This window comes from Curtobacterium sp. Csp2 (assembly GCF_013347165.1).
In genome coordinates this window covers 914,084-940,104 of the sequence record NZ_CP054593.1, presented here as the reverse complement: position 1 = coordinate 940,104, position 26,021 = coordinate 914,084, and the positions used below count along the sequence as shown (strand labels likewise).

At 70.9% G+C, this 26,021-nt stretch carries 25 protein-coding genes; 22 read left to right on the top strand and 3 right to left on the bottom strand.

What is annotated here, in order from left to right; genetic code table 11:
• Positions 1 to 55 precede the first annotated feature (55 nt).
• From HUN59_RS04670 to HUN59_RS04590, 16 genes are all read left to right on the top strand, one after another.
• Positions 56 to 355, top strand: coding sequence for a hypothetical protein (locus tag HUN59_RS04670; RefSeq protein ID WP_174777653.1), 300 nt, complete (start codon positions 56 to 58; stop codon positions 353 to 355).
• Positions 352 to 1,809, top strand: coding sequence for a terminase large subunit domain-containing protein (locus HUN59_RS04665; protein WP_174777652.1), 1,458 nt, complete (start codon positions 352 to 354; stop codon positions 1,807 to 1,809). The genes HUN59_RS04670 and HUN59_RS04665 overlap by 4 nt, the downstream gene beginning before the upstream one ends.
• 89 nt (positions 1,810 to 1,898) lie before the next feature.
• The gene (locus HUN59_RS04660; protein ID WP_174777651.1) at positions 1,899 to 3,104 is read left to right on the top strand and encodes a phage portal protein; all 1,206 of its coding nucleotides are present in this window, start codon (positions 1,899 to 1,901) and stop codon (positions 3,102 to 3,104) included.
• Positions 3,101 to 3,367 carry an Acb2/Tad1 domain-containing protein gene (locus tag HUN59_RS04655; RefSeq protein ID WP_174777650.1) on the top strand — a complete coding sequence of 89 codons (267 nt, stop codon included), beginning with the start codon at positions 3,101 to 3,103 and terminating at the stop codon, positions 3,365 to 3,367. Before HUN59_RS04660 ends, HUN59_RS04655 begins: the two co-directional genes overlap by 4 nt.
• On the top strand, positions 3,364 to 4,968 hold the full coding sequence (locus tag HUN59_RS04650) for an HK97 family phage prohead protease (RefSeq protein WP_174777649.1): 1,605 nt from the start codon (positions 3,364 to 3,366) through the stop codon (positions 4,966 to 4,968). The genes HUN59_RS04655 and HUN59_RS04650 overlap by 4 nt, the downstream gene beginning before the upstream one ends.
• A gap of 309 nt (positions 4,969 to 5,277) precedes the next feature.
• Positions 5,278 to 5,640: a hypothetical protein gene (locus HUN59_RS04640; protein ID WP_174777648.1), complete on the top strand. Its 363-nt coding sequence runs from the start codon at positions 5,278 to 5,280 to the stop codon at positions 5,638 to 5,640.
• Between the two features lie 13 nt (positions 5,641 to 5,653).
• Positions 5,654 to 6,073, top strand: a complete 420-nt coding sequence (locus HUN59_RS04635) for a hypothetical protein (protein ID WP_174777647.1) — start codon at positions 5,654 to 5,656, stop codon at positions 6,071 to 6,073.
• 3 nt (positions 6,074 to 6,076) lie between these two features.
• The gene (locus HUN59_RS04630) at positions 6,077 to 6,469 is read left to right on the top strand and encodes a hypothetical protein (RefSeq protein ID WP_174777646.1); all 393 of its coding nucleotides are present in this window, start codon (positions 6,077 to 6,079) and stop codon (positions 6,467 to 6,469) included.
• A 21-nt stretch (positions 6,470 to 6,490) separates the two neighbouring features.
• Positions 6,491 to 6,817: a hypothetical protein gene (locus tag HUN59_RS04625; RefSeq protein WP_174777645.1), complete on the top strand. Its 327-nt coding sequence runs from the start codon at positions 6,491 to 6,493 to the stop codon at positions 6,815 to 6,817.
• Entirely contained in the window at positions 6,801 to 6,953 is a 153-nt protein-coding gene (locus HUN59_RS04620) for a hypothetical protein (RefSeq protein ID WP_174777644.1), read from the top strand. The genes HUN59_RS04625 and HUN59_RS04620 overlap by 17 nt, the downstream gene beginning before the upstream one ends.
• 67 nt (positions 6,954 to 7,020) lie before the next feature.
• Positions 7,021 to 9,309 (top strand): phage tail protein, encoded by a 2,289-nt coding sequence (locus HUN59_RS04615; protein WP_174777643.1) that lies wholly within the window; start codon positions 7,021 to 7,023, stop codon positions 9,307 to 9,309.
• Positions 9,309 to 11,030 carry a hypothetical protein gene (locus HUN59_RS04610; protein WP_174777642.1) on the top strand — a complete coding sequence of 574 codons (1,722 nt, stop codon included), beginning with the start codon at positions 9,309 to 9,311 and terminating at the stop codon, positions 11,028 to 11,030. The genes HUN59_RS04615 and HUN59_RS04610 overlap by 1 nt, the downstream gene beginning before the upstream one ends.
• Positions 11,027 to 11,692, top strand: a complete 666-nt coding sequence (locus HUN59_RS04605) for a hypothetical protein (protein WP_174777641.1) — start codon at positions 11,027 to 11,029, stop codon at positions 11,690 to 11,692. Before HUN59_RS04610 ends, HUN59_RS04605 begins: the two co-directional genes overlap by 4 nt.
• Positions 11,689 to 12,045, top strand: coding sequence for a hypothetical protein (locus HUN59_RS04600; RefSeq protein WP_174777640.1), 357 nt, complete (start codon positions 11,689 to 11,691; stop codon positions 12,043 to 12,045). Before HUN59_RS04605 ends, HUN59_RS04600 begins: the two co-directional genes overlap by 4 nt.
• Positions 12,042 to 12,785: a hypothetical protein gene (locus tag HUN59_RS04595; protein ID WP_174777639.1), complete on the top strand. Its 744-nt coding sequence runs from the start codon at positions 12,042 to 12,044 to the stop codon at positions 12,783 to 12,785. The genes HUN59_RS04600 and HUN59_RS04595 overlap by 4 nt, the downstream gene beginning before the upstream one ends.
• Before the next feature lie 2 nt (positions 12,786 to 12,787).
• Positions 12,788 to 13,177, top strand: a complete 390-nt coding sequence (locus HUN59_RS04590) for a hypothetical protein (protein WP_174777638.1) — start codon at positions 12,788 to 12,790, stop codon at positions 13,175 to 13,177.
• Between the two features lie 75 nt (positions 13,178 to 13,252).
• On the opposite strand, the gene HUN59_RS04585 is transcribed toward HUN59_RS04590, so the two are convergent.
• Positions 13,253 to 14,077: a tyrosine-type recombinase/integrase gene (locus tag HUN59_RS04585; RefSeq protein ID WP_254629993.1), complete on the bottom strand. Its 825-nt coding sequence runs from the start codon at positions 14,075 to 14,077 to the stop codon at positions 13,253 to 13,255.
• Between the two features lie 255 nt (positions 14,078 to 14,332).
• On the opposite strand from HUN59_RS04585, the gene HUN59_RS04580 reads away from it, so the two are divergent.
• From HUN59_RS04580 to hrpA, 6 genes are all read left to right on the top strand, one after another.
• Entirely contained in the window at positions 14,333 to 15,883 is a 1,551-nt protein-coding gene (locus HUN59_RS04580; RefSeq protein ID WP_174777636.1) for an MFS transporter, read from the top strand.
• A gap of 192 nt (positions 15,884 to 16,075) precedes the next feature.
• Positions 16,076 to 16,936: a sulfurtransferase gene (locus tag HUN59_RS04575; protein ID WP_174777635.1), complete on the top strand. Its 861-nt coding sequence runs from the start codon at positions 16,076 to 16,078 to the stop codon at positions 16,934 to 16,936.
• Between the two features lie 28 nt (positions 16,937 to 16,964).
• Positions 16,965 to 18,032, top strand: coding sequence for an NAD-dependent epimerase/dehydratase family protein (locus HUN59_RS04570; RefSeq protein WP_174777634.1), 1,068 nt, complete (start codon positions 16,965 to 16,967; stop codon positions 18,030 to 18,032).
• Positions 18,033 to 18,036: 4 nt separating this feature from the next.
• Positions 18,037 to 18,564: an ATPase gene (locus HUN59_RS04565; protein WP_174777633.1), complete on the top strand. Its 528-nt coding sequence runs from the start codon at positions 18,037 to 18,039 to the stop codon at positions 18,562 to 18,564.
• Between the two features lie 82 nt (positions 18,565 to 18,646).
• On the top strand, positions 18,647 to 20,491 hold the full coding sequence (locus HUN59_RS04560) for a thioredoxin domain-containing protein (RefSeq protein WP_174777632.1): 1,845 nt from the start codon (positions 18,647 to 18,649) through the stop codon (positions 20,489 to 20,491).
• An 82-nt stretch (positions 20,492 to 20,573) separates the two neighbouring features.
• Positions 20,574 to 24,449, top strand: coding sequence for an ATP-dependent RNA helicase HrpA (gene hrpA, locus HUN59_RS04555; RefSeq protein WP_174777631.1), 3,876 nt, complete (start codon positions 20,574 to 20,576; stop codon positions 24,447 to 24,449).
• Positions 24,450 to 24,530: 81 nt separating this feature from the next.
• Here hrpA and HUN59_RS04550 read toward each other — a convergent pair whose 3' ends face one another.
• Both HUN59_RS04550 and HUN59_RS04545 read right to left on the bottom strand, forming a co-directional pair.
• Positions 24,531 to 25,088 (bottom strand): YbaK/EbsC family protein, encoded by a 558-nt coding sequence (locus HUN59_RS04550; RefSeq protein WP_174777630.1) that lies wholly within the window; start codon positions 25,086 to 25,088, stop codon positions 24,531 to 24,533.
• A gap of 61 nt (positions 25,089 to 25,149) precedes the next feature.
• Positions 25,150 to 25,971 carry a hypothetical protein gene (locus HUN59_RS04545; RefSeq protein WP_174777629.1) on the bottom strand — a complete coding sequence of 274 codons (822 nt, stop codon included), beginning with the start codon at positions 25,969 to 25,971 and terminating at the stop codon, positions 25,150 to 25,152.
• Positions 25,972 to 26,021 lie beyond the last annotated feature (50 nt).

The window sequence follows — 26,021 nt, the reverse complement described above, 5'->3', positions numbered from 1 at the left end:
CGCCCACATCTGCCTTTTTCCCAGATCAGCCCAAATATTCGGGAGACATGACCACATGACCAACGAATCGCCGACGATCGTCGCCGATGACGACGAAGAGACCTACGTCGAGTCCGTCGCCCGGTTCGTGAGCGCCGCGACGTGGCTCGACGACACGCACCGGCCCGCCCTGAAGGTCCTCCGGTCGCTCGCGAAGGTGCTCGACCAGGAACTCGACAAGGGCAAGGCACCGCAAGCCGCGCTCGTGTCGCAGTTCTCGCTGACCTACCGCGACCTCGCGGGCAAGTCGCCCGCCGCCGCCAAGACCGACGACACCCTGCCGCCGCCGCTCGACCTGCCCGGGGACTGGAGGTGACGCTCGTCGAAGCGGAAGCACCGGAGGCCACGTACGATCTCGCCGGGATCGCACCGTGGCCTCCGACTCGCTACACCCGCCCCCTCACTCCCGACTTCCACTCCTGGTACGAGCGCTACCGAGACACCTTCCGGAAAGCGTGGTGGTCAGCCAACGGGTACTGCCTCGAACGGTGGCAAGACCAGCTGCTCCACGCGATCACCGAGGTCGACGCGTTCGGCATCCTCCGCTACCGCGAAGTCCTGATCAGCGTCGGCCGGCAGAACGGCAAGACCGAGATCGTCGCCGCCCTCGGGCTCCTGTTCATGGTCGCGAAGCGCTCCCCGACCGTGATCAGCGTCGCGTCGAGCCGAGAGCAAGCGCAGCTCGTCTACAAGCGCGCGCTCGACGTCGCAACCCGCTCGGCGACCCTGGCGCCGCACTTCGCGCGGATGACGAACACCCGCGGACTCACGACCATCACGGGCGGGGAGTGGGAACTCAAAGCCGCGAAGTCGGCAGCACTCCAGGGCATCCCGATCGACCTCGGCGGCGTGGACGAGGTGCACCTCGTGAAGTCCGTCCTCTGGACCGACATGGTGAACGGGCTCGGCGACCGCGACGACTGCATGGTCGTCGGGATCACCACCGCGGGCGACGACGACTCCGAGCTACTGCTCCGGCTCTACGAGCGCGACGACGCCCCGGTCACCCGGTTCGGTCGGTTCGTCTGGGAAGCACCAGAGGCACGAGTGCCGAAGGACGACAACGAACTCGCGCGGTGGCTCGCCATGGCGAACCCGGGAATCGCGTCCGGACGGCGGAAGGTCGCGAACGCGGTCAGCGCGGTCCGCGGGATGCCCCAAGACCAGGCGATCCGGTACCGGCTCAACCGGTTCGTCTCGGGCTCCGACAACGCCTACATCGCCGTCCCCGACTGGAATCGTCTCACCGTCCCCGCCGACGCGATCGAGATCGTCCGGCCGATCCTCACGATCGACCGGACGCCGGACTGGACGTTTGCGACGATCATCGCGACCGGCAAGACCGACGACGACAAGATCGCCGTGGAGGTCGCGATGTCGATCCCGAACCCGTCCGTGGAGGCGCTCTACGACGAGTGCGTGGACATGTTCGGGAAGGTGTCTCCCGAGACGTTCGTCGTGGACGGGTACACCCTCGGCGCGCTCGCGAAGCGGCTGAAGGAGAACGGCTACCCCGTGCGCACCATGTCGTTCGGCGACGAGGTGTCCGCGGCGTCCATGTTCTACTCGAAGGTCGTCCGGGGCCACATCGTGCACGCCGCGCCCGGGCTCGCGCAGCAGTTCCAGAACGTCGCGCGGAAGGCCACGCACGGCGACCAGTACAAGCTGGTCCGCGGCTCCGGCCCGCAGTCGATCGAGGCAGCCCTCGCGACGGTCCGCGGGGTGTACGCCGCCGAGACGAGCGACGACGGCGGCTCGCTGATCTACTGAGGCACCGAAAGGCACCCGGAAGCACTCTCGTGCACTGAAACGCACCGGACGCTAGGGGCACGCGGGACCGCCCCGCGATGCTCCTACCCGTGTCGATCACCAGCCGCCTCGCCGCCCGCCTGGGCCTCCGCGACGCCGAGTCCTCCACGGGCTCGGAGGGCACGACCCCGGCCGGGGTCCTGCCCCCGTCGCGGGGCCGGTCGGCGGGCGTCACGGTCGGCGACGCGACGGGCCTCTCGGCCGTCTACCGGGCGATCGCCATTTGGGCCACCGCAGGATCGCAGCTCTCCGTCGACGTCTGGCGCGGGACGACCCCGATCGACCCGCAACCGGCGATCGTCCGCAAGCCCGACCTCAGCATGCCCCGCTCGGCGTTCATCGAACTCTCGATCACCAGCCTCGCCGGACACGGCAACGCCTACTGGAAGCTCTCCCGCGACGACCGCGGCGCAGTCCGCACCGCGCAGGTGCTCGACCCGCGCATGGTCACCCCGCTCACCTCGATCCAGGACGGCTCGACCGTCACCGGCTACGCCTACCAGGGCAAGACCCTGACGACCGACGAGGTGCAGCACCTCCAGCTCCTCCGCATGCCCGGCCGCTCCACCGGGCTCGGCCCGATCCAGGCCGCGCAAGCCGAACTCCGCGGCGCGCTCGACGTGCAGGACTACGCCGAACAGTGGTTCGACCGCGGTGACATCCCGCCCGGGTACCTCTCGACGGACAAGCCCCTCACGCCCGACACCGCGAAGGCGACCAAGGAGGCCTGGTACGAGGACCGCAAGCGCATCCGAGTCCTTGGGTCCGGCCTGAAGTTCACCCCGCTCACCCTCAACCCCAAAGACGCGCAGTGGGTCGAGTCGCAGAACCTCTCCGCGCTGAAGGTCGCGCGCATGTACGGCATCCCGCCGCGCCTGCTCCTGGTGTCCCTCGACGGCTCGTCCGACACCTACGCGAACCTCCAGGACGAAGACCTCTCGTTCGTCCGGTGGGCGCTCGCGAAGCCGCTCCGCGAGATCGAAGAGGCCTGGACCGAGATCACCGCGAACGGGCAGACGGTCCGCTTCAACTATGACGGCATCCTCCGCGCCGACACCGAGAAGCGTTACACCGCGCACAAGCTCGGCATCGACGCCGGGTGGCTCCTGAAGAGCGAAGTGCGCGCGATCGAGGGGCTGCCGCCCGTCGCGGGCATCGACAGCCCCAAGCCTGCCGTGCAGCCCGCGAAGGACCTCGGCGAACTCTCCGCCGAGCCGACCAACGAGCCCGCCGCGATCGCCGGGAGCACCGAATGACGAACCCCGTCCTCGCCCGCTTCGAGCGGAAGGACCTGCCCGCGGCGACCGTCGCGCAGATCGACGCCAACACCGCCGCGTACCGCGCCTTCGCTGAGAGCGTGCTCGCCATGGCACCGGCCGGCCGCGAACTCTCCGCCGCGCTCACCGCGCTCCAGGAAGCGAAGTTCTGGACCAACGAGGCCGTCACGGTCGGCTTCCCCGCCGTCGCAGAACCCGACACCACCACCACGCCCGACGAGAGCACGGAGCAGCCCGCATGACCGAGCAGATGCACCACCGCGAGATGCACGTCCGCGCCGTCAACACCGACGAGCGCACCGTCACCGGGATCGCCGTGCCCTACGACGAGCCGACCGAAATCTCGGATTGGTTCGGGAACTACACCGAGCAGTTCGCCCGCGGTGCCGTCCAGGACTCCGACGACGCGCTGCTCTACTGGCGGCACTCCGAACCGATCGGCCGGATCATCGCGAACCGCGACACCGACGCCGGGTGGGAGATCACCGCGCGAATCTCGCAGACCCCGCGCGGCGACGAGGCCTACACGCTGCTCCGCGACGGCGTGGTCCGGTCCATGTCGGTCGGCTTCCGCCCCGTCACGACCGAGATCGACGACGTGACCGGGAACGTCACCCGGACCGCCGTCACCGTCCCCGAGGTGTCCCTCGTCCCCATGCCCGCCTACGCCGGAGCCGACGTGCTCGACGTGCGCCACCGCCAGCCCCAGACGCCCACCCCTCAGCAGAACCGTGGAGAACAGACCATGACCGACGACGTGCTCACCCGGGCCGACCTCACCGCCCTTGAAGATCGGTTCACCGACTTCGAGCGGGGCCTCCCCGACCTGATCGCGCAGCGCTCCGCCGCGCCCGTCACCGACACCCGCTCCGCGGCGCAGTTCCTCCAGGCGCTCGTCCGCGGCGACGAGGCCACCGTCAGCACCTACGAGGGCATGATGCAGCGCGCCTACGACGGCGGCGTGCTCGCCGATGACGGCACGATCCGCCCGCAGTGGGTCGGTGACCTGACCCGACTGATCGAGGACAACTCGATCCTCTCCGGCCTGTTCTCCACCGGCACCCTGCCCTCCACCGGCACGCTCCTGGAGTTCGGAGAGCTCGCCGCGAACACCACGCAGGTCGGCGTGCAGGCCAACGAGGGCGACCCCCTCGTCTACGGCAACGTGAAGGTCAAGACCCGCACCGCGCCCGTGCAGACGGTCGGCGGCTACTCGACCCTCTCGCGGCAGGAGATCGAGCGGTCCAACGTCAACATGCTCGACCTGACGCTCCGCGCCATGGCGATCGCCGCGGGCCGCAACAAGAACGTCGCGCTCCGCGCGTTCGTCGCCGCGCTCCGCGCCAAGCGCGTCGCGGCCGACAAGCTCAACGCCCGCTCGACCGTCACGATCGCGGACTTCACGAAGTACACCGCGTGGGTCGGCGGCATCATCGACGCCGCGGGCATCTTCGAGGACCAGGGCCTCGCGCTGGAGAACCTGCTCGTGGACAAGGGCACCTTCAAGACCCTCGCGAGCATCAACGACTCCACCGGTCGTCCGCTCATGACGATCTCCGGGACCGGCGTCAACGCCGTCGGCACCGTCAGCCCGACCACGCTCGGCGCGGACCTCTCCGGCGTCAGCGTCCGCGTGGACCCGAAGCAGGCTGACGGCACCCCGCAGTTCATCAACAAGCAGGCCGTGCGCGCCTACAACAGCCCGCTCGCGTCGCTGACGGACTCGAACGTCGTGAACCTCACCAACGCCTACTCCGTGTACTACTACACGGCGATCGCGGACGAGATCCCCGGGGCGCTCGTGCCGGTCGTGAAGGCCGACCCGGCCGCGGCGGCGAACTAGTCCGATGACAGTCTCCGCTGACGACCTCCAGGCCTACGTCGGGGCCACGAGCGACGACACGAAGCAGATCGAGAGCGCACTCGCGACCGCGGTCGAACTCGTGAAGGTGCACGTCGGCTCCGCCACGATCCCCGAGCCGATCACCGACCGGGCGGTCCTGGAGGTCGNCAGCGAGCTGTTCCACCGCAAGGACGCCCCGAACGGGGTGGCGCAGTTCACCACGTTCGACGCCGCCCCGATCCGCGTGGCCCGGGACCCCATGGTCGCCGCCTACGCGCTCCTGGCCCCCTTCGTCCCACCGGTCATCGCGTGAACCTCGCAGCCGAGCGCGACTACCTCGCGAAGCTCATCGCCCCGATCGGCACCGTGAAGCCGTACCTGCCCGAGCGGCTGAACCCGCCGCTGTGGATCATCACGCCGGCCGACCCGTACGTGACCAACGGGGACACGTTCGGCACCGTCCGCGTCCACTTCGTCCTCACCTTCGTCGGACCCGTCAAGACCGCCGCGTCCACCGCCCCCGCGCTGGACCAGGCGCTCGACGACGCCGTGGCGAAGCTGCTCCCCGGCGGCTACCGGATCGAAGAGGTGTCCGCCCCGTTCGTCCTCCAGGCGAACAACGCCCAGTACCCCGCCGTCAGCCTCACCGCCTCGAACCCCACCGATCTCTAGTCAGGAGAACACCATGCCCGCAACCAACCGCCTGAAGGGTGACCGGCTCGCCTTCACGGTCGCCGCCGTCGACCAGGCCGCCGATTGCACCAACGTCGTCCTCACGTGGGACGACGCCGCCTCCGGCACCGTCACGTTCGCCGACGCCGCCAAGGGTGGTGCGTTCGGCGCGAAGCTGAAGGGCACCGCGATCCAGTCCACGGACGCCGCGTCGTTCTGGTCGTGGGCCTGGGACAACGTGGGCAAGATCGTCGCGTTCAAGCTCGCCCCGTGGGCCAACACCACCGCCAGCGCAGCGCAGCCGCACTTCACGGGCAGCGTCAAGATCGGTAAGCGCCCCGACCTCGGCGGTGACGCGCAGATCACCGGCGACGACTTCACGTTCGACTTCGAGTGGGACGTGCAGGGCGACGTGACGAAGGTCACCTCCTAACCCATGAGCGGCGGGGACGGCGCGTACAACGCGGGTGTCCGGATCGAGGGCCTGAACCGCACGATCCGGGCTCTGTCGAAGGCCGGTGCCGACGCGCAGGACATGCGCGACCTCATGCACGAGATCGGCATGCTCGTCGTCTCCGCCGCTCAGCCCCCGTCCCGATCGGGACGGCTCCAAAGCACGATCCGAGCGGGCCGCGGCAAGACCAAAGCCGTCGTCCGCATGGGCGGCGCTCGCGCCCCCTACGGCGGCGTCATCGAGTACGGCGACCCCGCTCGGAACATCAGCAAGGCCGGGACCTTGGAGGACGCGCTCACCCGTGAGCAAGGTCCCGCCGTCGCGAAGCTCGACCAGGGCATCGGGGCGATCCTCCGCAAGAACGACCTCACCTAACGAACGAACAGGAACGACACCATGCGACTCGACCTCGACACCCTGACCCTCGGCGAAGTGGCCTTCATCGAGCGGTACGCCGACGTGCCCCTCTCGTCCTTCGGTGACGACGACGTGCCCAAGGGCCGGATGATGATCGCAATCGTCACCGTCACCAAGCGCCGCGACGGCAACCCGCAGTACAGCCCCGCTGAGGCGGAGAAGCTGACGCTCGCGGAGGCCAACAAGATCGTCGGCGCTGGCGAGGACGAGACGACCGCAGCGCTGGCGGACCTGCCCAGCTCGGCGCTCGTCACGGACGCCGTGCCGGCCGCGCCGGTTCCGGACCCGGATGCCTTCAAGAGCTGAGACAGAGCGGGCGAAAGACCTCGCCCTGTTCGTCGTCCGCATCGGTATCCAGCCCTCCGAGTACTGGAACCTGACGCTCCTGGAACGCGAGGAGATCGTCAAGGAATACAACCGATCGGCTCGGCGGCGCTCCTAGACCGCTGCGGGGCGGGTGTCGTTCCCCGCCTCGCAGCACCCCACCACACCCCGGAAGGAGGCCAGCCGTGGCCGGACAGACCGTCAACGTCTCAGTGCTCGCCGAGACCTCCAAGTTCACGCGAGGCTTCGCCGAAGCAGGCAAGACCGCAGAGGGCTTCGGATCGAAGCTCGGCAAGGTCGGCCTCGCGGTCGGTGCCGCGGTCCTGGCGACCGGTGCCGGGGTGATCGCGATCGGCGTCCAGTCCGCGAAGGCGCTCGCCCGGATCGAGACGCTGAACGCGCAGACCGGCGCAGCGATCACCTCGACCGGTGGGGCAGCAGGGCAGAGCCTGGAGCACATCCAGAAGGTGTCCGGCGAACTCGAACGGCTCACCTCCGTCGAGGCGGAGAGCATCCAGGAGGGGCAGAACCTCCTGCTCACCTTCACCAACATCCGCGGCCCCGTGTTCGACGAGGCCACGAAGAGCGCAACCGACATGGCGACCGCGCTCGGCACCGACGTCAAGACCCAAGCTCTCTCGCTCGGCAAGGCGCTGAACGACCCGATCTCGGGCGTCACGAAGCTCGGCCGGGTCGGCGTCACGTTCACCGACGAGCAGAAGAAGCAGATCGAGAACTACTCGCAGATGGGCGACCTCGCGTCGGCTCAGGGCGTGATCCTCGCGGAGGTGAACAAGGAGTTCGGTGGGTCCGCGGAGGCCTACGGGAACACCATCACCGGCGTCCGCGACAAGGTGCTCAACGAGTGGGGAACGGTCGGGGAGACCCTCACGTCGGCGTTCATGCCCGCCGCGAAGGGCGTCCTCCAGTTCGCCAATGACTTCCTCGTCAAGCTCAACGACTCTCAGGGCTTCGCCGACTTCGCGAACAGCTTCAGCGCGGGCGTGCAAGCCGTGTTCAACGGGCAGGCGTTCTCCGGGATCATCGCCGTGATCCAGTCGATCCTGCCGATCGTCTCCGCGGCGTTCGGTCCGATCCTGCCGATCATCGGCCAGCTCGGCGGGGCGTTCCTCGCGCTCGCGCCGAACCTCTCGCCGGTCATGCTGATCTTCCAGGCGCTCCAGCCCGTCCTGCCGTCCCTCGCGGCGGCGATCGGGCAACTCGCGACCGGTGTCCTCTCGACCCTCGTCGGCCTCTTCACCACCCTCGCTCCGATCGTCGCGCAGATCGCGCAGACCTTCGTGACGCTGCTCTCCGGCGTGTTCGTCGCGCTCATGCCCGCGGTCGTGCAGATCGTCTCGACGTTCGGCTCCGCGCTGGTGCAGCTCACCCCCGTTCTCCAGATGCTCGTCGGCGCGATCTTCCCCGTCGTCTCCGCGCTGATCTCCGGCCTCATGCCGGTCATCCTCATGCTCGTGCAGACCGTCCTGCCGCCCCTGGTCGCCCTGTTCTCCGCCGTCATCGCCGCCGTCGTCCCGCTCGTCGCGCAAATCGTCTCGGCGCTCATGCCCGCCTTCCAGGCGATCGTCCCGATCATCCAGCCCGTCGTCGCGATCCTCGCGTCCGTCCTCATCCCGATCATCCAGGCGCTCCTGCCCGTCGTGACGACCGTGTTCAACGCGATCGTCCCGATCATCCAGGCCGCCCTGCAGGTCGTCTCCGGGATCATCAAGATCGTCACCGGCGTGATCTCCGGTAACTGGTCGCAGGTCTGGGAGGGCATCCTCGACGTCCTCTCCGGCGTGTGGAACCTGATCAAGTCCGTCGTCATCGGGGCGCTCAGCATCCTCGGCTCCGTCGTCCGCGCCGGGCTCAGCATCATCGGGACCGTGTTCTCGGCCGTGTGGAACGGGATCGTCGCCGTCGTCACCTCAGTCGCGAACTCGATCGTCAACGGGGTCCGCGGCATGGCCTCCGGGATCGGTGACGGCATCCGCACCGCGATCGACTGGGTGACCTCGCTCGGCTCCAAGATCACCGGCGCCCTCTCCAACGCGGGGTCGCTCCTGGTCGACGCGGGTGGCCGGGTGATCGACGGCTTCGTGCGCGGCATCACCAACGGCATGTCCGCGATCAGCGCGATCGCGTCCCGGATCGGCAACGCGATCATGGATGGCGTCAAGGGCATCCTCGGAATCCACTCCCCGTCCCGCGAAATGGCAAAGCTCGGCCGGTTCTCCGTGCAGGGCTTCGCGAAGGGCCTCGGCGACCTCGCGCCCGTCGAGGGCGCGATGCGCCGCATGACCGACCTCGTGTCCACACCGATCGCCATGACCGCGTTCGCCGACGCCGACCCCATCGCGTCGCCGACCTACATCACCGTCCGCGCCGAAATGCTCGAGCCCACCCCCACAGCCGGCCGCGTCATCGCGGACGCCCTGGACGAGTGGCGACGCCGCAACGGAGGCCGCTAATGCCCGTCGTCGAGAAGCCCGTCACCGACCTGCTCACCTTCCAGGTCTGGGACGCGCAGACGCAAGCGTGGCGGGACCTCCGCAACCAGGCGAACACGATCCGGATCAAGCGCGGCGGCGACCAGTCCGGGGCGTCGACCTCGCTGAAGGCCGGGACCCTCGACGCGACCCTCGTCGGCGCGCTCAACCTCGGCTCCGACCCGGCGCTCCGACCGAACGCGCCGATCCGCGTGATCCGCGCCGACGGCGGCGCGGAGTTCACCGGCACGATCTTCGACATTGACCAGCAGATCGACCTGGACAAGTCCACGAACCGCAAGACCGTCCTCACCACGCTCTCCGCCGTCGACCCCGTGCAGTCCCTCGCCGACACCGACCGATACGGCGTCATCGCCGACAACGGCACCGGCCGCCAGTCCTGGACCGAGCGCCTGAACCAACTCGCGCAGTCCTCCCTGGTGCCGATGGACGTCCCCGCCTCCACCGACAAGACCGTCTACAGCCTCCCCGACTCGGGCGACACGGACGGTTGGGCTGCCCGCAACAACACCTCCAGCGGCAACACCACGACCACGCTGACGCCCGTCTCCGGTGGTGCGCTGCGAGCCCGGATCAGCCGCACCACCGGCACCGACGCGTCCGTGGTGTCGCCTGAGGTCTACCGACAGTTCCGCAACCTCGACCCGCGCAGCACCTACGCGTTCGCCGTCACCGTCACGCTCTCCGAGTCCACGATGTTCACCCCCGGATCGTTCGTGCTGACGTGGAAGGACGCCCGCCAGACCGTCACCTCGGACGTCTTCACCCTCAGCGACGCCGGGCAGGCGCTCACCATCGGCCTCCAGTTCAAGCCCGCCGCGCAGATCGGCACCCTCGGCCTGTACGGGCGCGACGCGGGCGCGTTCGCGTCCGGTTCCGGCTCCCCGGCCGTATCGCTCATGGTGACGTCGCTGAAGGTCACCAGCGTCGGCGATCCGGCCGGCCTCCAGCTCCAGGACGTCGCCTACGAGTCCAGCCTCCTGAACCACATCGACCTTGCCTGCAACTCGGTCGGTGCGCGGTGGTGGGTCGCCAAGAACGGGCGGGTGCAGTTCGCTCGGGAACTCACCGGCACGACGCCCGTGCTCTCGATCGGCGACACCTCCGCGCAGGACGTCTCCTACACCGACGCATCCCTCCGGTACGACACCCGGAACGTGGTGAACGCCGTGAAGCTCAACCAGCATGGCTACGACCCGGCCTCCGGCAACGCGCTCGACTCCGCGACGACGATCCGGTCTGAAACGAGCATCCGGCGGTGGGGTATCCGCGCGTCGAGCCTGGAGACATGCCTCTACCTCGGCGCGGGGCACGAGCAAGACCTTGTGCGGCGCGGGCAGGCGCTCCTGGGGCCGCTCTCGCGCCCGGTGTATGCCGTGTCGCGCTTCACCATAAACGTCCAGTCCAACCCGGCCGTCCTCCCGAACCTCGAACTCCGCGCACTGATCCGCGTCGTCTACGAGGGCATCGTCCAGACCTGCCGGGTGCTGTCGATCGATCACACCATCAGCCCGACACGGTGGGAGGTCACGGTCACCGTCAGCGACATTCGCACCGGACCGACCTTCGCCGACTTCAACGCCGTCACCCCCGGCACCTTCGCCGCGTTCGACGCCGCCTTCAAGGGCAAGAGCTTCGTCGCGTTCGACGCCGACCCCACTCTCGGAAAGGTCAAGCAGTGACCCTCTACACCAAGCCCGACGCCCTGCCCGTCCCCGAGTCCACCGACGACGTGACGCCGCTGGAGGACTACTTCGGCAACCTCTCCGTCGCCACGCAGCAAGCCCTGCTCCGGCCCGGTTCGGTGAACTCCGACGCCTCCCGCGCCGACGCCGTGCCGAACCCGCAGCCCGGGCAGGCGGTCTACCGGCTCGACAAGAGCTGGCGCGAGATGTGCCTCGCGGACCGCCTCGGCGGCGGGCTGAAGTGGTACCCGACTGAGGGCCTGCTCCCCGCCGTCACCGCGTCTGCCGCGGCCGCGATGACGAACGTCCCCGCGAACACCGCGACCCCGCTGAAGTTCACCACCACCACCCTGCTCCGCGGCATCACCTACGACGTCGCGAAGGGGCAAGCGACCATCGTCCAGCCCGGGCTGTACAGCGTCCAGGGCGGCGCACGAGCGGGCACCACCAACGCCGACAACCGTCTCGTCGTGACCCTCAACGGCGTCACGTACGCCGGTCAGCAGCTTCCGCCGAGCGGCGTCAGCATGGGCGCGATCGCCGTCACGCTCCCGCTCGCAGCCGGTGACGTCGTGTCGGTCGACTGGTTCTCCGGGATCACGCAGACCCCGAACACGAATCAGCGGTTCCTGAGCATCAACTACGTCTGCCCCGCATGAGCGACTTCCTGATCGAAGTCCTCCACGACCCCGTGGGCCGGTGGTTTCTCTACATCGGCGTCGTCGTCGGCGCGGTCGGCGCGGTCGGGTGGGGCGTCCTGAAGGTGCGGAAACGCCTGAACGTCATCGCGGAGGACGTGGGCCTGGTCAAGCACGAGGTCCGCAACAACCACACCACCAACCTCCGCGAAGAGGCAGACGACCGCCACGACGAGAACCGCAACACCCTGCACGAGATCCGCGGAGACGTGCGCCGCATCCTCCGCACCCTCGGCGAGCACGGCTACCGAATCTCCGAGCTGGAGGACGAGGTAGCGAACACCATCACCCTCGACAAAAGGCCGAAGCTATGACCCTCACACGCCGTTCGCCAGCCACAGCCGCCGCCTACGCGCTCAGCCTGATCGGCCGCACCCGGGACGCTCTCCCCGTGCCGTGGACCGACTCGCGCTCGATCGACGATTGCGCCCGGTTCTGCTCGCACGTGCTCTGGGGCGGCTTCCCGATCTCGTGGGTCGACAACTTCAAGTCGGCCGGCGACGGCTCCTACGGAGGCGGCTCGACCGACCTTCAGCCCTGGGACGTGCTCCTGTTCGACTGGGAGGGCAACGGCGTCGGCAACCACGTCGAGTTCATGGTCGCCGACCTCGGCAACGGCACCGTCCGCACCTACGGCGCGAACGGCTCCGACACCCGCGCCGCCGCGTACCGCATCCGACCGAAGCGCTACATCATGGGCCGCTTCCGGCCCGCCTGGACCACCGCCACCCCGGCGGGCAGCACCTCCGGCCGTCCGGCCGGGGGCACCATCACGAACACCCTGGAGGACGACATGAGCAAGGCCGACGTGGACGCGCTGAACAAGCGCATCGACAACGTGGAAGGGCTGCTCACCACGATCGCGAACGCGATCACCGACAAGCGGCACGGCGTGATCAAGTTCGCCCAGACCGCCGCGGAGACCGCGCAGACCGTCTCCCGTCAGGTGCAGAACCTCGACAACTCCGTCAACGACCGCGGGCACGGGGCTGTCGTGTTCGCGCAGCGAGCCGCCGAGCGCGCGGATGCCGCGGCGAAGAAGCTGGGGGTCTGACCATGGGGGATCACTCCAGCACCGTCGTCGTCCCGCCCATCTGGTACGTCTGGCAGCGTGCGCTGCGAACCGCGCTCCAGGTCGCCGTCGCTCTCGTGCTCGCGCTCGGCGGGTCCGTGGGGCTGCTCCAGGCGCTCAGCCCTCAGGTGCTCGCTGCCGTCGTGGACGTGCTCCCGCCGAACGCCTACGCGTGGCTCGTCGCCGCGTTCGCGTTCGTCATCGCGATCGCGACCGCGCTCTCGCGCCTCATGGCGATCCCGCTCGTAAACGCGTGGCTCACCCGAGTTCACGCGGGGTCCGTGCCGAAGATCGCTGCGACGGACCCGGCGGCCACCACGACCGCGGGGTACCCCGACGCGCTGAAGAGCGAGCCGGAGGACGCCCTCGGGTAGCGCGGTTTCTGGCGTCAGAGATCTCTGACGCCAGAAAGTAGGGCCGGGGCGCGTTCGGGTCGCGTCCCGGCCTTGCTACCCCGCCAGCCGCGCCGCTGCGGACGCGCGGCGCATGTCGTCGCGCTCGACGTGGACGTAGATCGCCGTCGTCGTCGGCGACGAGTGCCCCAGGAACTCCTGCGCGAGACGGAGGTCGTTTCCCGCGCGCCGGTAGACCATCGTGCCCGCGCGGTGACGGAGCGCGTGTGTGTTGTAGCCGGTCAGCTTCCGGACTCGGCAGTACACGGCGTTCGCGGTCAGGTGCCGTCCGACGTGCCGCGGGCTCGGGAAGTAGAAGCCCCAACGCATCGTGTCGCGCTCTATCGCGTCCATGGCCTTGCAGAGTTCGGGCGTGAGGTGCACGACCCGTGTCCGGTCGCCCTTCCCGCGGATGAACAGCCACTCGCCGTCGCGGTCGGCTCGGCGGACCGTCGCGATCTCAGACACGCGGAGGCCGCACTCGGCCCCGAGCAGCAGCATGGCGCGCTCGATCGTGCTGACGTGCTCCAGCGCCGTGACGAGGGCGTCGTCAGTGGCAATGCGCGAGCGGCGTCGCCGCACCCGCGGCACGGCGATCTCAGCGACCGGACTCTCGACGAGGTGCGCCTTGGCGATCGCCCACGCGTAGAAGCCGTGGAGCGCAGACAGCAGCACCGCCGTCGTGCTCTCGCTCCAGTCCGGGTACGCCTCCAGGAAGTCCCACACGTCGTCTGGCGACGCCGTGGTCAACGGCGCTCTCCTGTCGAAACGATCAAGCCAGTAGAGGCGCGAGTGGATGGTGTTCGGTGAGTGTCGGAGACGCTTCGCGCAGTGCTCGGCGTAGAGGTCCAAGAGGGTCTGCGAAGGTGCATGCGTTTTCATACAGCATCGAAGGTTAGTTCGAATTGCGCGGATAGCGAGTCGAACAATGTTTCGATTAGGTAACGACGCGGCGCGCCTACGCGACCTGCGCCAGGACGTCGACCTGGCGTCGGACACCGAGTAGTTGAACTTTCTGGGAACAAGTGGATGCGGCTGCTCCGTTTTGGGCTACAGTGGGTCGAACCGGATGCAGCGCATCCGTTTTCCCGGTCCACCAGACCACCTCTCCCCTCCACCTTCTCGAAGGAGGCTGCCGTGACGGCAGAACAGACCGCGGCGCCCCGAACGGGCTCCGCTCCCACCATCGCGAGCGGCACCGGCGCAGCGCCCGACCGCCCGCAGCACCGGTGGATCGCCCTCGCGGTGATCGCACTGGCCCAGCTCATGGTCGTGCTCGACGCGACCATCGTGAACATCGCGCTCCCCTCGGCCCAGGCCGACCTCGGCTTCGCCACCGACCAGCGGCAGTGGATCGTCACCGCCTACTCCCTGGCCTTCGGCTCCCTGCTGCTCCTGGGCGGGCGGCTCGGCGACCTCTTCGGCCGCAAGAACACCTTCATCATCGGCCTCGTCGGCTTCGCGGCGGCGTCGGTCCTCGGCGGCCTGGCCGACTCGTTCGGACTGCTCGTCGCGGCCCGCGCGCTGCAGGGCGTCTTCGGCGCGCTCCTCGCCCCGTCCGCCCTCGGCATGCTCACGACGACCTTCCGCGACCCGAAGGAGCGCGGTCGTGCGTTCGGCATCTTCGGCTCCATCGCGGGCTCGGGTGCCGCGATCGGCCTGCTGCTCGGTGGTGTGCTGACCGAGTACGCCTCGTGGCGCTGGTGCCTCTACGTCAACGTCGTGTTCGCGGTGCTCGGTGTCATCGGTGCGCTCGTGTTCATGGCGCGCCCGCCGAAGGTCGACCGACCCCGCATCGACGTCGCCGGCGTCCTCACGATCACGGCCGGCCTGGTCGGCATCGTCTACGGCTTCTCCAACGCCGAGACGAACGGGTGGGACAGCCCGGTCACCATCGTGATGCTCGCCGCCGGTGTCGTCCTGGTCGCCGCCTTCGCGCTCATCGAGACCCGGGTCGCGCACCCGCTGCTCCCGCTCCGGGTCGTGCTCGACCGCGACCGTGGTGGCTCGTTCATCGCGATCGGCCTCGTGGCGATCGGCATGTTCGGCATCTTCCTGTTCCTGACCTACTACCTCGAGCAGACCCTCGGGTTCACCTCGCTGCAGACGGGTCTGGCGTTCCTGCCGATGCCGGCGTCGATCATGCTGTCCTCGACGCAGATCGGTGGCCGCCTGCTGCCGCGGGTCGGGCCGAAGGTGCTCGTCTTCGCGGGTGGACTCGTCGCCGCGACCGGACTCCTGCTGCTCCTGCGCACCGACGTCGACAGCACCTACGCGGGCACCGTCCTGCCGGCGCTGATCGTCATCGGGCTCGGGATGGGCACGATCTTCTCCTCCGCCATGAACACCGCGACGACCGGGGTGGCCCGCGCCGACGCCGGCGTGGCCTCGGCGACGGTGAACACCGCGCAGCAGGTCGGCGGCTCGATCGGCACGGCGCTCCTCTCGACGATCTTCGCCGACGTCGTCGCGGACCGGCTGTCCGGGCTCGCCGCGGCGCCGACGAAGCTCCAGCAGGCACAGGCGGTGCTCGACGGGTACCACGCGGCGTTCGCGATCTCGGCGGGCGTGCTCGTCCTGGTGGCGCTGGCGGGCGGGCTGCTCATCAACCGGCAGTCGGTGCGGCTCGCGAAGCTCGAGCACGCGGCGTCGACCGCGACGGGCAGCATCCCGGCCGCGGCGCACTAGCCGCACGCACCACCCATCGCACGCACCACGCGTCGCGACGACCACGGACGGCCCGGGCCTCGCAGAACTTCTGCGCGACCCGGGCCGTCCTGGTGCCCGGAAGTTCGGGGAACCGCGTCTGCCGGACGACGCCGTTGCGCACTGTGTCGATCCTGCTGGGACCCGTCAGAGGCCCCGGATATCGTGAGCGCCATGGCCCCCGTCCTGACCTCGCCGCTCGTGTCGACGCAGTGGCTCGCCGACCACCTCGGTGCTGACGAACTCGTCGTCCTCGACGCGTCCGTGCACACCACGGGGGCCGGCCTGGACATGCGGTGGCAGGACGCCCGCGACGCGTACGAGCAGCACGGGCACGTCCCGGGTGCCCGCTACGCGGACCTCGTGCACGACCTGTCCGACGCCGGCGCCGACCTACCGTTCACCCGACCGACGGTGGAGCAGTTCGAGTCCGCCGTCCAGGCACTCGGCGTGACGAACGAGTCGTGCGTCGTGGTCTACGACGACAGCGTCGGCGAGTGGGCCGCGCGGCTGTGGTGGATCTTCCGGGCGTTCGGACACGACCGCGTGGCGGTCCTGGACGGCGGGTTCACCAAGTGGCGGGACGAGGGCCGGCCGGTCCGCGTCGGCGCCCTGCGCGACGGGACGACCCCGGCGATCGGTGCACCGTTCCTGGCGGGTGAGGAACGCCCGGTGTGGGTCGACCACGACCGGGTCCTGCGCGCGGTCCGCGGCGAGGAACCTGCCGCCCTCGTGCTCGCCGCTCCCCCGGCGTCGCTCGGCGACACCCACCCCGCGGTGGTCCCGGGGAGCGCGTCGATCACCACGGACGACGTCGTCGACCCCCGCACGAACACGTTCCTGCGCCGTCCGGCCCTGGCCGAGGTCTTCGCGCCGGTCCTCGACGCGTCGGAGATCGTCACCTACTGCGGCGTGGGCAACGCGGCGTGCGTCGACGCGCTCGCACTGACGGTCCTCGGGCACGACGACGTCAAGGTCTACGACGGCTCCCTGCTCGACTGGTGGCGTCGGGAGCCGGAGCGACTGGCGTCCTGACCGCGGTGGCGGCACTACCGTTGCTGCCATGAGCACCAGGCGAGCCGTCGTCCTCGGCGGTACCGGCGGCATCGGCTCGGCCGTGGTCCGCGACCTCCTCGACGCGTCCGGCCGCGGGGGTGACGACTGGCAGGTCGACGTCGTCGCCCGGCACGGCGGCCCCGCCGCGGACGCGCTGACGGCCGCCGGAGCGACGTTCGTCCCCGGGGACCGTCGGGACACCGCCGTGCTGCGGGAGCTCCTGCGCCCGGGTGCGGACCTGCTCGTGGACGCGGTCGGCGCCACCCGCGACGATGCCCTGCAGCTCCGTCCGTTCCTCGACGACGTCGGCTCCACGGTCTTCGTCTCGTCGAAGGCCGTCTACGCCGACGAGCAGGGGCGGCACGCGAACTCGGTCGACCGGCCGGTCTTCGGCGGTGCCGTGACCGAACTGCAGCCGACCGTGCCCGCCGGGGACGGCGACCCCACGAGCCGCGAGGGCTACGGCGCCGCCAAGATCGCCGCCGAGCAGGTGCTGCTCGACCACGGCGCCCCCGTCACGGTGCTGCGTCCCTCGAAGGTGTACGGCGTGGGCATCGGCCGCCCACGCGAGTGGTTCGTGGTCCGTCGTGCGCTCGACGGTCGGGAGCGGATCCTGCTCGCCGACCGCGGCCGTGGCGTCGACCACACGACCGCGGCGTCCGGCATCGCGTCGCTCGTCCGGCTCGTCGCGGACGCCCCGGACCGCCGCATCCTCAACGTCGCCGACGAGACCGCCCCGAGCGTGCTCGAGATCGTCCGGACCGTCGCGGGCCTGGTCGACCACCGGTTCGACGAGGTCCTGCTCGACCAGGACGCGCCGGCGTTCGTCGGGACGACCCCGTGGAGCTCGCCGACGCCGTTCGTGCTCGACACCACCGCAGCGCGCGCCCTCGGCTGGCAGCCGCCGCGGTACGCCGAGGCCGTCCGACCCGAGGTCGCGTGGCTGCTGGAGACCGCCCACGCGGTACCGGCGGGCGGCGACGTCCCGTGGGCAGAGGACGCGTTCTGGGAGCGGATGTTCGACTACGGCCCGGAGGACGCGGCGCTGCTGCTGCTGTCGCTCGGACGGGACTGAGCCGGTGCCGCGGTCCGAGGTGCTCTTCGTCGGCGGCCGCTCGGGCGTCGGGAAGACCACCGCGGCCGAGGCACTGCACGACCTGCTGGTCGCCGCGGACGTCCGGCACGCGGTCGTCGAGGGCGACTTCCTCGACCTCGCCCACCCCGCGCCGCACGTCGAGCACCCCGAGGCGCGTCTCGCAGAACGGAACCTCGCGGCACTGTGGGCGGCGTACCGGGAACTCGGGCACCACCGGCTCGTGTTCTCGAACACGGTGTCCGTCCTCGAGTGGCCGGCCCTGGCCGCCGCGATGGGGGACGACCCGGTGGTCACGGCCGTCCTGCTGCGCGCCGCCGACGACACCGCGGCGGGTCGGCTCGCCCGGCGGGCGGGTGGCCGGGTCCCCGAGGCGCAGCTCGCACACAGCACGGCGACGGCCGGGAGGCTCGACGCGGCCACCGCGGACGGCGTCATCCGGGTGGACACCGACGACCTGACCCCGCAGCAGGTCGCGCGACGTCTCGCCGCCCTGACCGGCTGGCTCGTGTGACGGCAGCTGTGCACGGCGCCGCTCGTCCACAGACCGCCCGACTCGCCCCGTGCGCCCAGCGGCACCGAGGCAGGCTGGACCCATGAGCGACAACCGACTCGGCACCGCGGTCAGCCCCTACCTGCGGCAGCACGCCGCGAACCCGGTGGACTGGCGCGAGTGGGGCCCGGACGCCTTCGCCGAGGCACGGGAGCGGGACGTCCCGGTGCTGGTGTCGGTCGGGTACGCGACGTGCCACTGGTGCCACGTGATGGCGCGGGAGAGCTTCTCCGACCCGGAGATCGGCGAGCTCCTGCGTCGGGACTTCGTCGCCGTGAAGGTCGACCGCGAGGAACGGCCGGACGTCGACGCGAGCCTGATGGCCGCCGCGAGCGCGTTCACCCAGCAGCTGGGCTGGCCCCTGACGGTGTTCGCGACGCCCGAGGGCCGGGTGTTCTTCGCCGGGACCTACTACCCGCCGGTCCCGGTCGGGCAGGTCGGCTCCTTCCGGCAGGTCCTGGCCGCGGTGCTCGACGCGTGGCGGGAGCGGCGGTCCGAGGTCGACGCGAACGCGACCGCCATCGCGGCGGCGATCCGGCAGGGCGCCGAGGCGGACGCGGCCGCCCAGGGGGGTGCCGCGAGCGACCAGGGCGAGCCGCGCCTCCCGTCCGTCGACGCGATCCGCTCGGTGACCGGACAGCTGGCGGCGGCGGAGGACACGACGTACGGCGGCTTCGGGGGCGCACCGAAGTTCCCCAGCGCACCCCTCCTCGAGTTCCTCGGCGACGTCGCGGCCGACGGCGACGACGACGCTGCAGCGCTCCTGGACCGCAGCCTGCGCGCGGTCCGGGACGCCGAGCTGACCGACGCCGACGGCGGCGTCTTCCGGTACGCGACCAAGCGCGACTGGAGCGTGCCGCACTACGAGCGGATGCTGTACGACAACGCCGGGCTGCTCGCCGTCGCCGAGCAGGGCCCGGCCCGCGGCATCGCGGACTTCCTCCGGGACACCCTGCGGCGCGACGACGGCGCGTTCGTGGCGGCGCAGGACAGCGAGTCCACGATGGACGGCCAGCGGGTCGAGGGCGCGTGGTACCGGCTGCCCCTCGACGAGCGCGGACGGTTCGCCCCGCCGCCGCTCGACGACCATGGGCTCACCGGGTGGAACGGCCTGGCGATCCGCGGCCTGGTGATCGCCGGCACGCGGCACGGCGACGCCGAGATGATCGCGCTCGCCCGCGGCGCCGCGGACGCGATCGTCGCCGGGCACGTGCGCGACGGACACGTCACGGTCCGCTCGAGCACCCCGCGGGGAGCCTCGAGCGCACCGCCGACGATCGAGGACGTGGGCCTCCTGGCCGAGGGGCTGCTCGAGCTCGCCCTGGTCACCGGCGACGTCGCGTTCGCCCAGGTCGCACGCTCCCTGGTGGACGACGGCCTCGCGGGACGCTTCGCCGTCGACCCGGTGCTCGCCGCGGCCGGGACCGTGACGGGGGAACAGCCGCAGACGGCGCTGCGATCGGGCACGGTGGCGCTCGCCGCTGCGGCGGCTGTGCTCGCAGCGCTGACCGGCGACGCCGAGTACCGCGAGGCCGCCGCGGTCCTGGTCGCGGACCGGGCACACACCGGCACGGAGCGTCCGCTGGGGCACGCGGACGCGCTCGGCGTCGCGCTCGCGCTCCAGCGCCCGTCGCGCGAGGTCGTCGTCGTGGCCCCGGTCGACTCTCCGATGCGCGCGGCCGCCCTCGCCGCGCGGCGGCCGGGCACCGTGGTCGCCACGCTGACCGCGGAGCAGGCCGCTGCATGGACGGCGGCGGGCTTCGAACTGTTCGCGGGCCGCGACCTGCCGGGTGCCGCGGCGTACGTCTGCCACGACCGGGTGTGCGGCCTGCCGGCACGCTCCGCGACGGACCTCGCCGCGCAACTGGCCGCCGGAGCGACCGGCTGACCGAGGCCCGACGGCCCCGGCTGACCGGGACCCGACGGCGCCGACTGACCGGAGCCTGACGGCCCGCTATCCTGGAAGGCTCATGTCTGCCGCACCCGTCATCACGTACCCGCCGGAACTGCCCGTCTCGCGGCGGCGGGACGACATCGCCGCCGCGATCCGCGACCACCAGGTCGTCATCGTCGCGGGCGCCACGGGTTCCGGCAAGACGACGCAGCTGCCGAAGATCTGCCTGGAGCTCGGGCGCGAGTCGATCGGTCACACGCAGCCCCGTCGGATCGCGGCGCGGACGATCGCCGAGCGCGTGTCCGAGGAACTCGGCGGCGAGCTCGGCGACCTGGTCGGCTACCAGGTGCGCTTCACCGACAAGGTGTCGGCGAACACCCGCATCAAGCTGATGACCGACGGGATCCTGCTCAACGAGATCCACTTCGACCGCGACCTGAAGCGCTACGACACGATCATCATCGACGAGGCGCACGAGCGCTCGCTGACGATCGACTTCCTGCTCGGCTACCTCAAGCGACTGCTGCCCCGACGTCCCGACCTGAAGGTCGTCATCACGTCGGCGACGATCGACCCGGAGTCGTTCTCGCAGCACTTCGGCGGCGCGCCCATCATCGAGGTGTCCGGGCGGACGTACCCGGTCGAGGTCCGCTACCGCCCGCTCGTGGCGGACGACGCCACCGACGCGGACGACGACGCCGACGCGCGAAACGACGACACCGACCCGCGGACCGACGACAGTGGCAGCCGCGGCGGTGCGGGCGCGGACGACCGCGACGTCCTGCAGGGCATCACCGACGCGCTCGACGAGCTGGCGCAGGAGGACCCGGGCGACGTCCTCGTGTTCCTGTCCGGCGAGAACGAGATCCGCGACGCGCAGGACGCGATCGAGGGGCGGAAGTACCCGGGCACCGAGGTCCTGCCCCTGTACGGCCGGCTGTCCGCAGCCGACCAGCACCGCGTCTTCGAACGGCGGAGCGCCCCGGGCATCCGCCGCCGCGTGGTCCTCGCGACGAACGTGGCGGAGACGAGCCTCACGGTGCCGGGCATCAAGTACGTCGTCGACACCGGCACCGCGCGCATCTCCCGGTACTCCCCGCGCGCCAAGGTGCAGCGGCTCCCGATCGAGGCGATCTCGCAGGCCAGCGCGAACCAGCGCTCGGGTCGTGCCGGCCGCACGAGCGCCGGCATCGCGATCCGGCTGTACTCCGAGCCCGACTTCGACCGTCGCCCGGAGTTCACCGACCCCGAGATCCTCCGCACGAACCTCGCAGCCGTGATCCTGCAGATGATCTCGCTCGGCTTCGGTGACATCGAGTCGTTCCCCTTCCTGCAGCCGCCGGACTCCCGCGGTGTGAAGGACGGGCTCGACCTGCTCCGCGAGCTCCGGGCCGTGGACGGCGACGGGCGCATCACGAAGACCGGGCGGCAGCTGACCCGGCTCCCGATCGACCCGCGGCTCGGCCGGATGGTCCTCGAGGCGGGCCGGCAGGGCGTCGGGCGCGAGGTCATCGCGATCGTCAGCGCCCTGAGCATCCAGGACCCCCGCGAGCGTCCGCTCGAGAAGCGCGCGCACGCCGACCAGCTGCACGCGCGGTTCGCCGACCCGACGAGCGACTTCCTCACCCTGCTCAACCTCTGGAACCACATCGAGGACCAGCAGGAGGCGCTGTCGTCGAGTGCGTTCCGGCGACTGTGCAAGGCCGAGTTCCTCAACCACCTGCGCATCCGCGAGTGGCAGGACCTGTACCGCCAGCTGTCGCGCGCCGCGAAACAGGTCGACGTCCGCGTCGGGCAGTCCCGGAGCGAGGACGGCGACGCGGTGCACCGGTCGTTGCTCGCCGGGCTCCTCAGCCAGATCGGCCTGCGCGACAAGGAGAAGCGCGACTACCTCGGCTCCCGCAACATCCGATTCGTGGTGTTCCCCGGCAGTGTCCTCGCGAAGAAGCAGCCCGACGCCGTGATGGCCGCCGAGCTCGTCGAGACGAGTCGCCTGTTCGCCCGGACCGTCGGGCGGATCGACCCCGCGTGGGTCGAGCCGCTGGCTGGGGACCTGTTGAAGCGCACCCACGGTGAACCGCACTGGGAGAAGAAGCAGGGCGCCGCCGTCGCGTACGAGCGGGTGACCCTGTTCGGCGTCCCCGTGGTGCAGCGGCGTCGCGTGCAGTACAAGCGCGTCGACCCGGAGCACTCGCGCGAGCTCTTCATCCGGCACGCCCTGGTCGAGGGCGAGTGGGACGCCCAGCAGGCCTTCGACCGCGACAACCGGAAGCTCCGCCGCGAGCTCGAACAGCTCGAGGAACGCACCCGTCGGCGGGACATCCTGTTCGACGACGAGCGCGTGTACGACTTCTACGACGCCCGCATCCCCGCGGACGTCGCCACGACCCGCGACTTCGAGGGGTGGTGGCGCCAGGCGCGGCGCGACCAGCCGGACCTCCTCACGATGCGCCGGTCGGACCTGCTCGACGAGGACGCGGCCGAGGCCGCCCAGGACCAGCAGGAGTACCCGACGCAGTGGCGCTCGGGCGACCAGCGCCTCGCGATCAAGTACCGCTTCGAGCCCGGCGCGCAGGACGACGGCGTGAGCGTGCAGGTGCCGCTCGCGCTGCTCCCCCGCATGCGCGAGGAAGGTTTCGACTGGCAGGTGCGTGGCCTCCGGAAGGAGCTCGTCACGGCGCTCATCAAGTCGCTGCCGAAGCAGATCCGGAAGAACGTCGTGCCCGCGGCGGACTGGGCCGAGAAGATCGTCGCGGAGCTGCCGGACGACGCCCCGACGGAGCCGACCGAGTCCTTCCGCGCGACGCTCGCCAAGGCGATCCAGCGGATGACCTACGTCACCGTCGACGAGTCCGACTTCGACCTCGCGCGCGTCCCGGCGCACCTGCTCCCGACCTGGGCCGTCGTCGACGAGCGCGGTCGGCGGGTCGAGTCCGGCAAGGACCTGTCGGCCCTGCAGACCAAGCTCAAGGACCGGACCCGGCAGAGCGTCGCGTCCGCCACGGCGAAGGCCGCGTCCCGGCCTGGAGGCGCGGCGCGCGTCGCCGGGGCGTCCTCCGGTGTGCAGCTGGAGCGGTCCGGCATGACGGCGTGGCCGCCGCAGGACCTGCCGCAGGTGCTCGACACGAAGCAGGCCGGCGGGGTGATCCGCGCGTACCCGTCCCTGGTCGAGGAGGGCGACGGGCCGAAGGCGACGGTCGGCGTCGAGCTGCTCGCGACCCCGGGCGACCGGGCCGTCCGGATGCCGGCCGGTGTCCGGCGTCTGGTGATGCACGCGGTGCCGTCACCCGTGTCCTACGTGCAGTCGCACCTCACCGCGCAGGAGAAGCTCGCGCTCGCCGCGAGCCCGTACCCCTCCACCGCGGCGCTCTTCGACGACGTGCTCGCCGCGGTCGTCGACGCGGGCATCCGTCGAGCGCACCCGGACGGCCTGGTCTTCACGAAGGCGGAGTTCGAGGCCGTGCGGGACGCCGTGTCCGCGACGGTCGTCGACACCATGTTCACGGCGGTGTCCGAGGTCGCCGCGGTCCTCACCGCGCAGCGCGCTGCCGACAAGGCCCTCAAGCAGGCGAACGCCATGGCGCTCCTGCCGGCGCTCAGTGACATGCGCCAGCAGTCGGAACGCCTGGTGTTCCCGGGCTTCGTCAGCGTCGCCGGCCTCGACCGCCTCCGGCGCATCCGCGTGTACCTGCAGGGCATCGACGCCCGCGTGCAGAAGCTCCTGCAGAACCCCGGCCGCGACGCCGGCTGGATGCGCGAGGTGTCCGTCGCGACGGACCGCTACACCGACGCCGGCGGGACCTTCCCGCCGTCGATCGGCGCGCACCCGGAGCTCGTCCACGCGCGGTGGATGCTCGAGGAGTTCCGGCTCAGCCTGTTCGCGCAGGAGCTCGGGACGGCCGAGACGGTCTCGCTGCAGCGCATCACGAAGGCCCTGGCCGCCGCGCGCTGACGGGGCTGGCGTGTGCCGCATGATCGGCACACTCGACCTCGTCGTCCTGGGCTGCTCCGACCCCCGCGTGCTCGCGCGCTTCTACGCCGAGTTGCTCGGCAGCGGCTCGGTCGCGAGCCCCTCGACGACCGTGACGTTCGGCAGGGCTGCCAGGACGACCCCGGGCAGGAAGACCTTCGCGCCGCGGAGGCCGGCGCCCACGACCACCTCGGGTGCGTCGAGCACCCGCGCGTCGACGTACACCGGCCAGTCGGCGGGGAGCCCGATGGGGGTGATCCCGCCGTACTCCATCCCGGTCAGCTCGACCGCCTGGTCCATTGGCGCGAAGCTCGCCTTGCGAACGTCGAGCAGTCGCTTCACCACGCGGTTCACGTCGAGCTTCGTCGACGCGAGCACGACGCACGCCGCGTACCGGACCTCGTCCCCGCGCCTGCCCGCCACGACGATGCAGTTCGCGCCGCCGTCGAGCGGGTACCCGTACGCCTCGGAGAACGCGGCCGTGTCCGCGAGCTCGGGGGCGATCGGTGCCGCCTCGATCCGCGCGAGCAGGTCGCTCGGCAGCCCGACGAGGGCCTGGGCGACGGGGATCGCCAGGAACCCGGTGGCGACGAGGGCGGGGGAACGGTCGAGCGTCGGCATGCCCCCACCGTAGGGAGTCCTCCCCCGACGGCGTCGGAGGTCCACACCCGCAAGCGGGCCATCAGCGCTCCAGGCAGATCGTCCTGAGCACCACCGTCGGCCCCGGGCGCGCGTAGGACGACGACGCGAGCCAGTCCGCCCGCGGCTCGTACTGCTCCTCCGAACCGACGGCACTGCGCTCCGCACCGATGCCCTCGACCTGCCATGCTGCTCGGACCGCCGCCAGGTCGGTCGCGCCGCCCGGCACGGTCGAGGCCCCCTCGGGCAGCAGGTCGGCGCCCGAGGCGTCGTGGAGTTCGGCTGCGATGAACCAGTACTCCCACTCCAGGCCCTCGTGCCGGTTGTCGAGCAGGCACGGTTCCGAGTACGCGCCGCCCTTCGGGGAGCCATCGGACCGGAAGCCCTCGGACCGCCGGGAGCCGAGCATCTCCACGGTGCGGTCGCCGATCCGGTTCAGCGCGGCCTCGGCGCCGCCCTCGCTGTGCGCGAAGTGACGCTCGGCCGCGGTCGCCGGCTGCGCGCGGACCCGGGCGTCCTCGGCGACCGTCCCGACCTGCCCGGCGATCCCGAGCGTGTTCAGCGGGACCGCGACGACGAGTACGACGATCGCCGAGATCACCGCGGCGAGTGAGGTCCGCGGCTGCCGCCGGCGCTTCAGGACGTACACGACGATGACCACGACCGGCACCCCGACCGCGAGCAACGTCCCGACGAGCAACCCCGCGAGGACACCGCCTGGTCCTGGTCGGGTGTCGTCCGCCCCGAACGAGGCCTGCAGCAGCACGCCGAGCTGGACGAGCCAGCTCACGACGAGCAGGACCGGCAGCGCCACGGCGAGCCCGACGGCTCCCGCCCGTCCGACGACCGGATCGTCAGTCCCCACGTGGTCCCCCTCACCCCGGGCCCATCCTGACAGGCGAGCGCCCGGAGTGC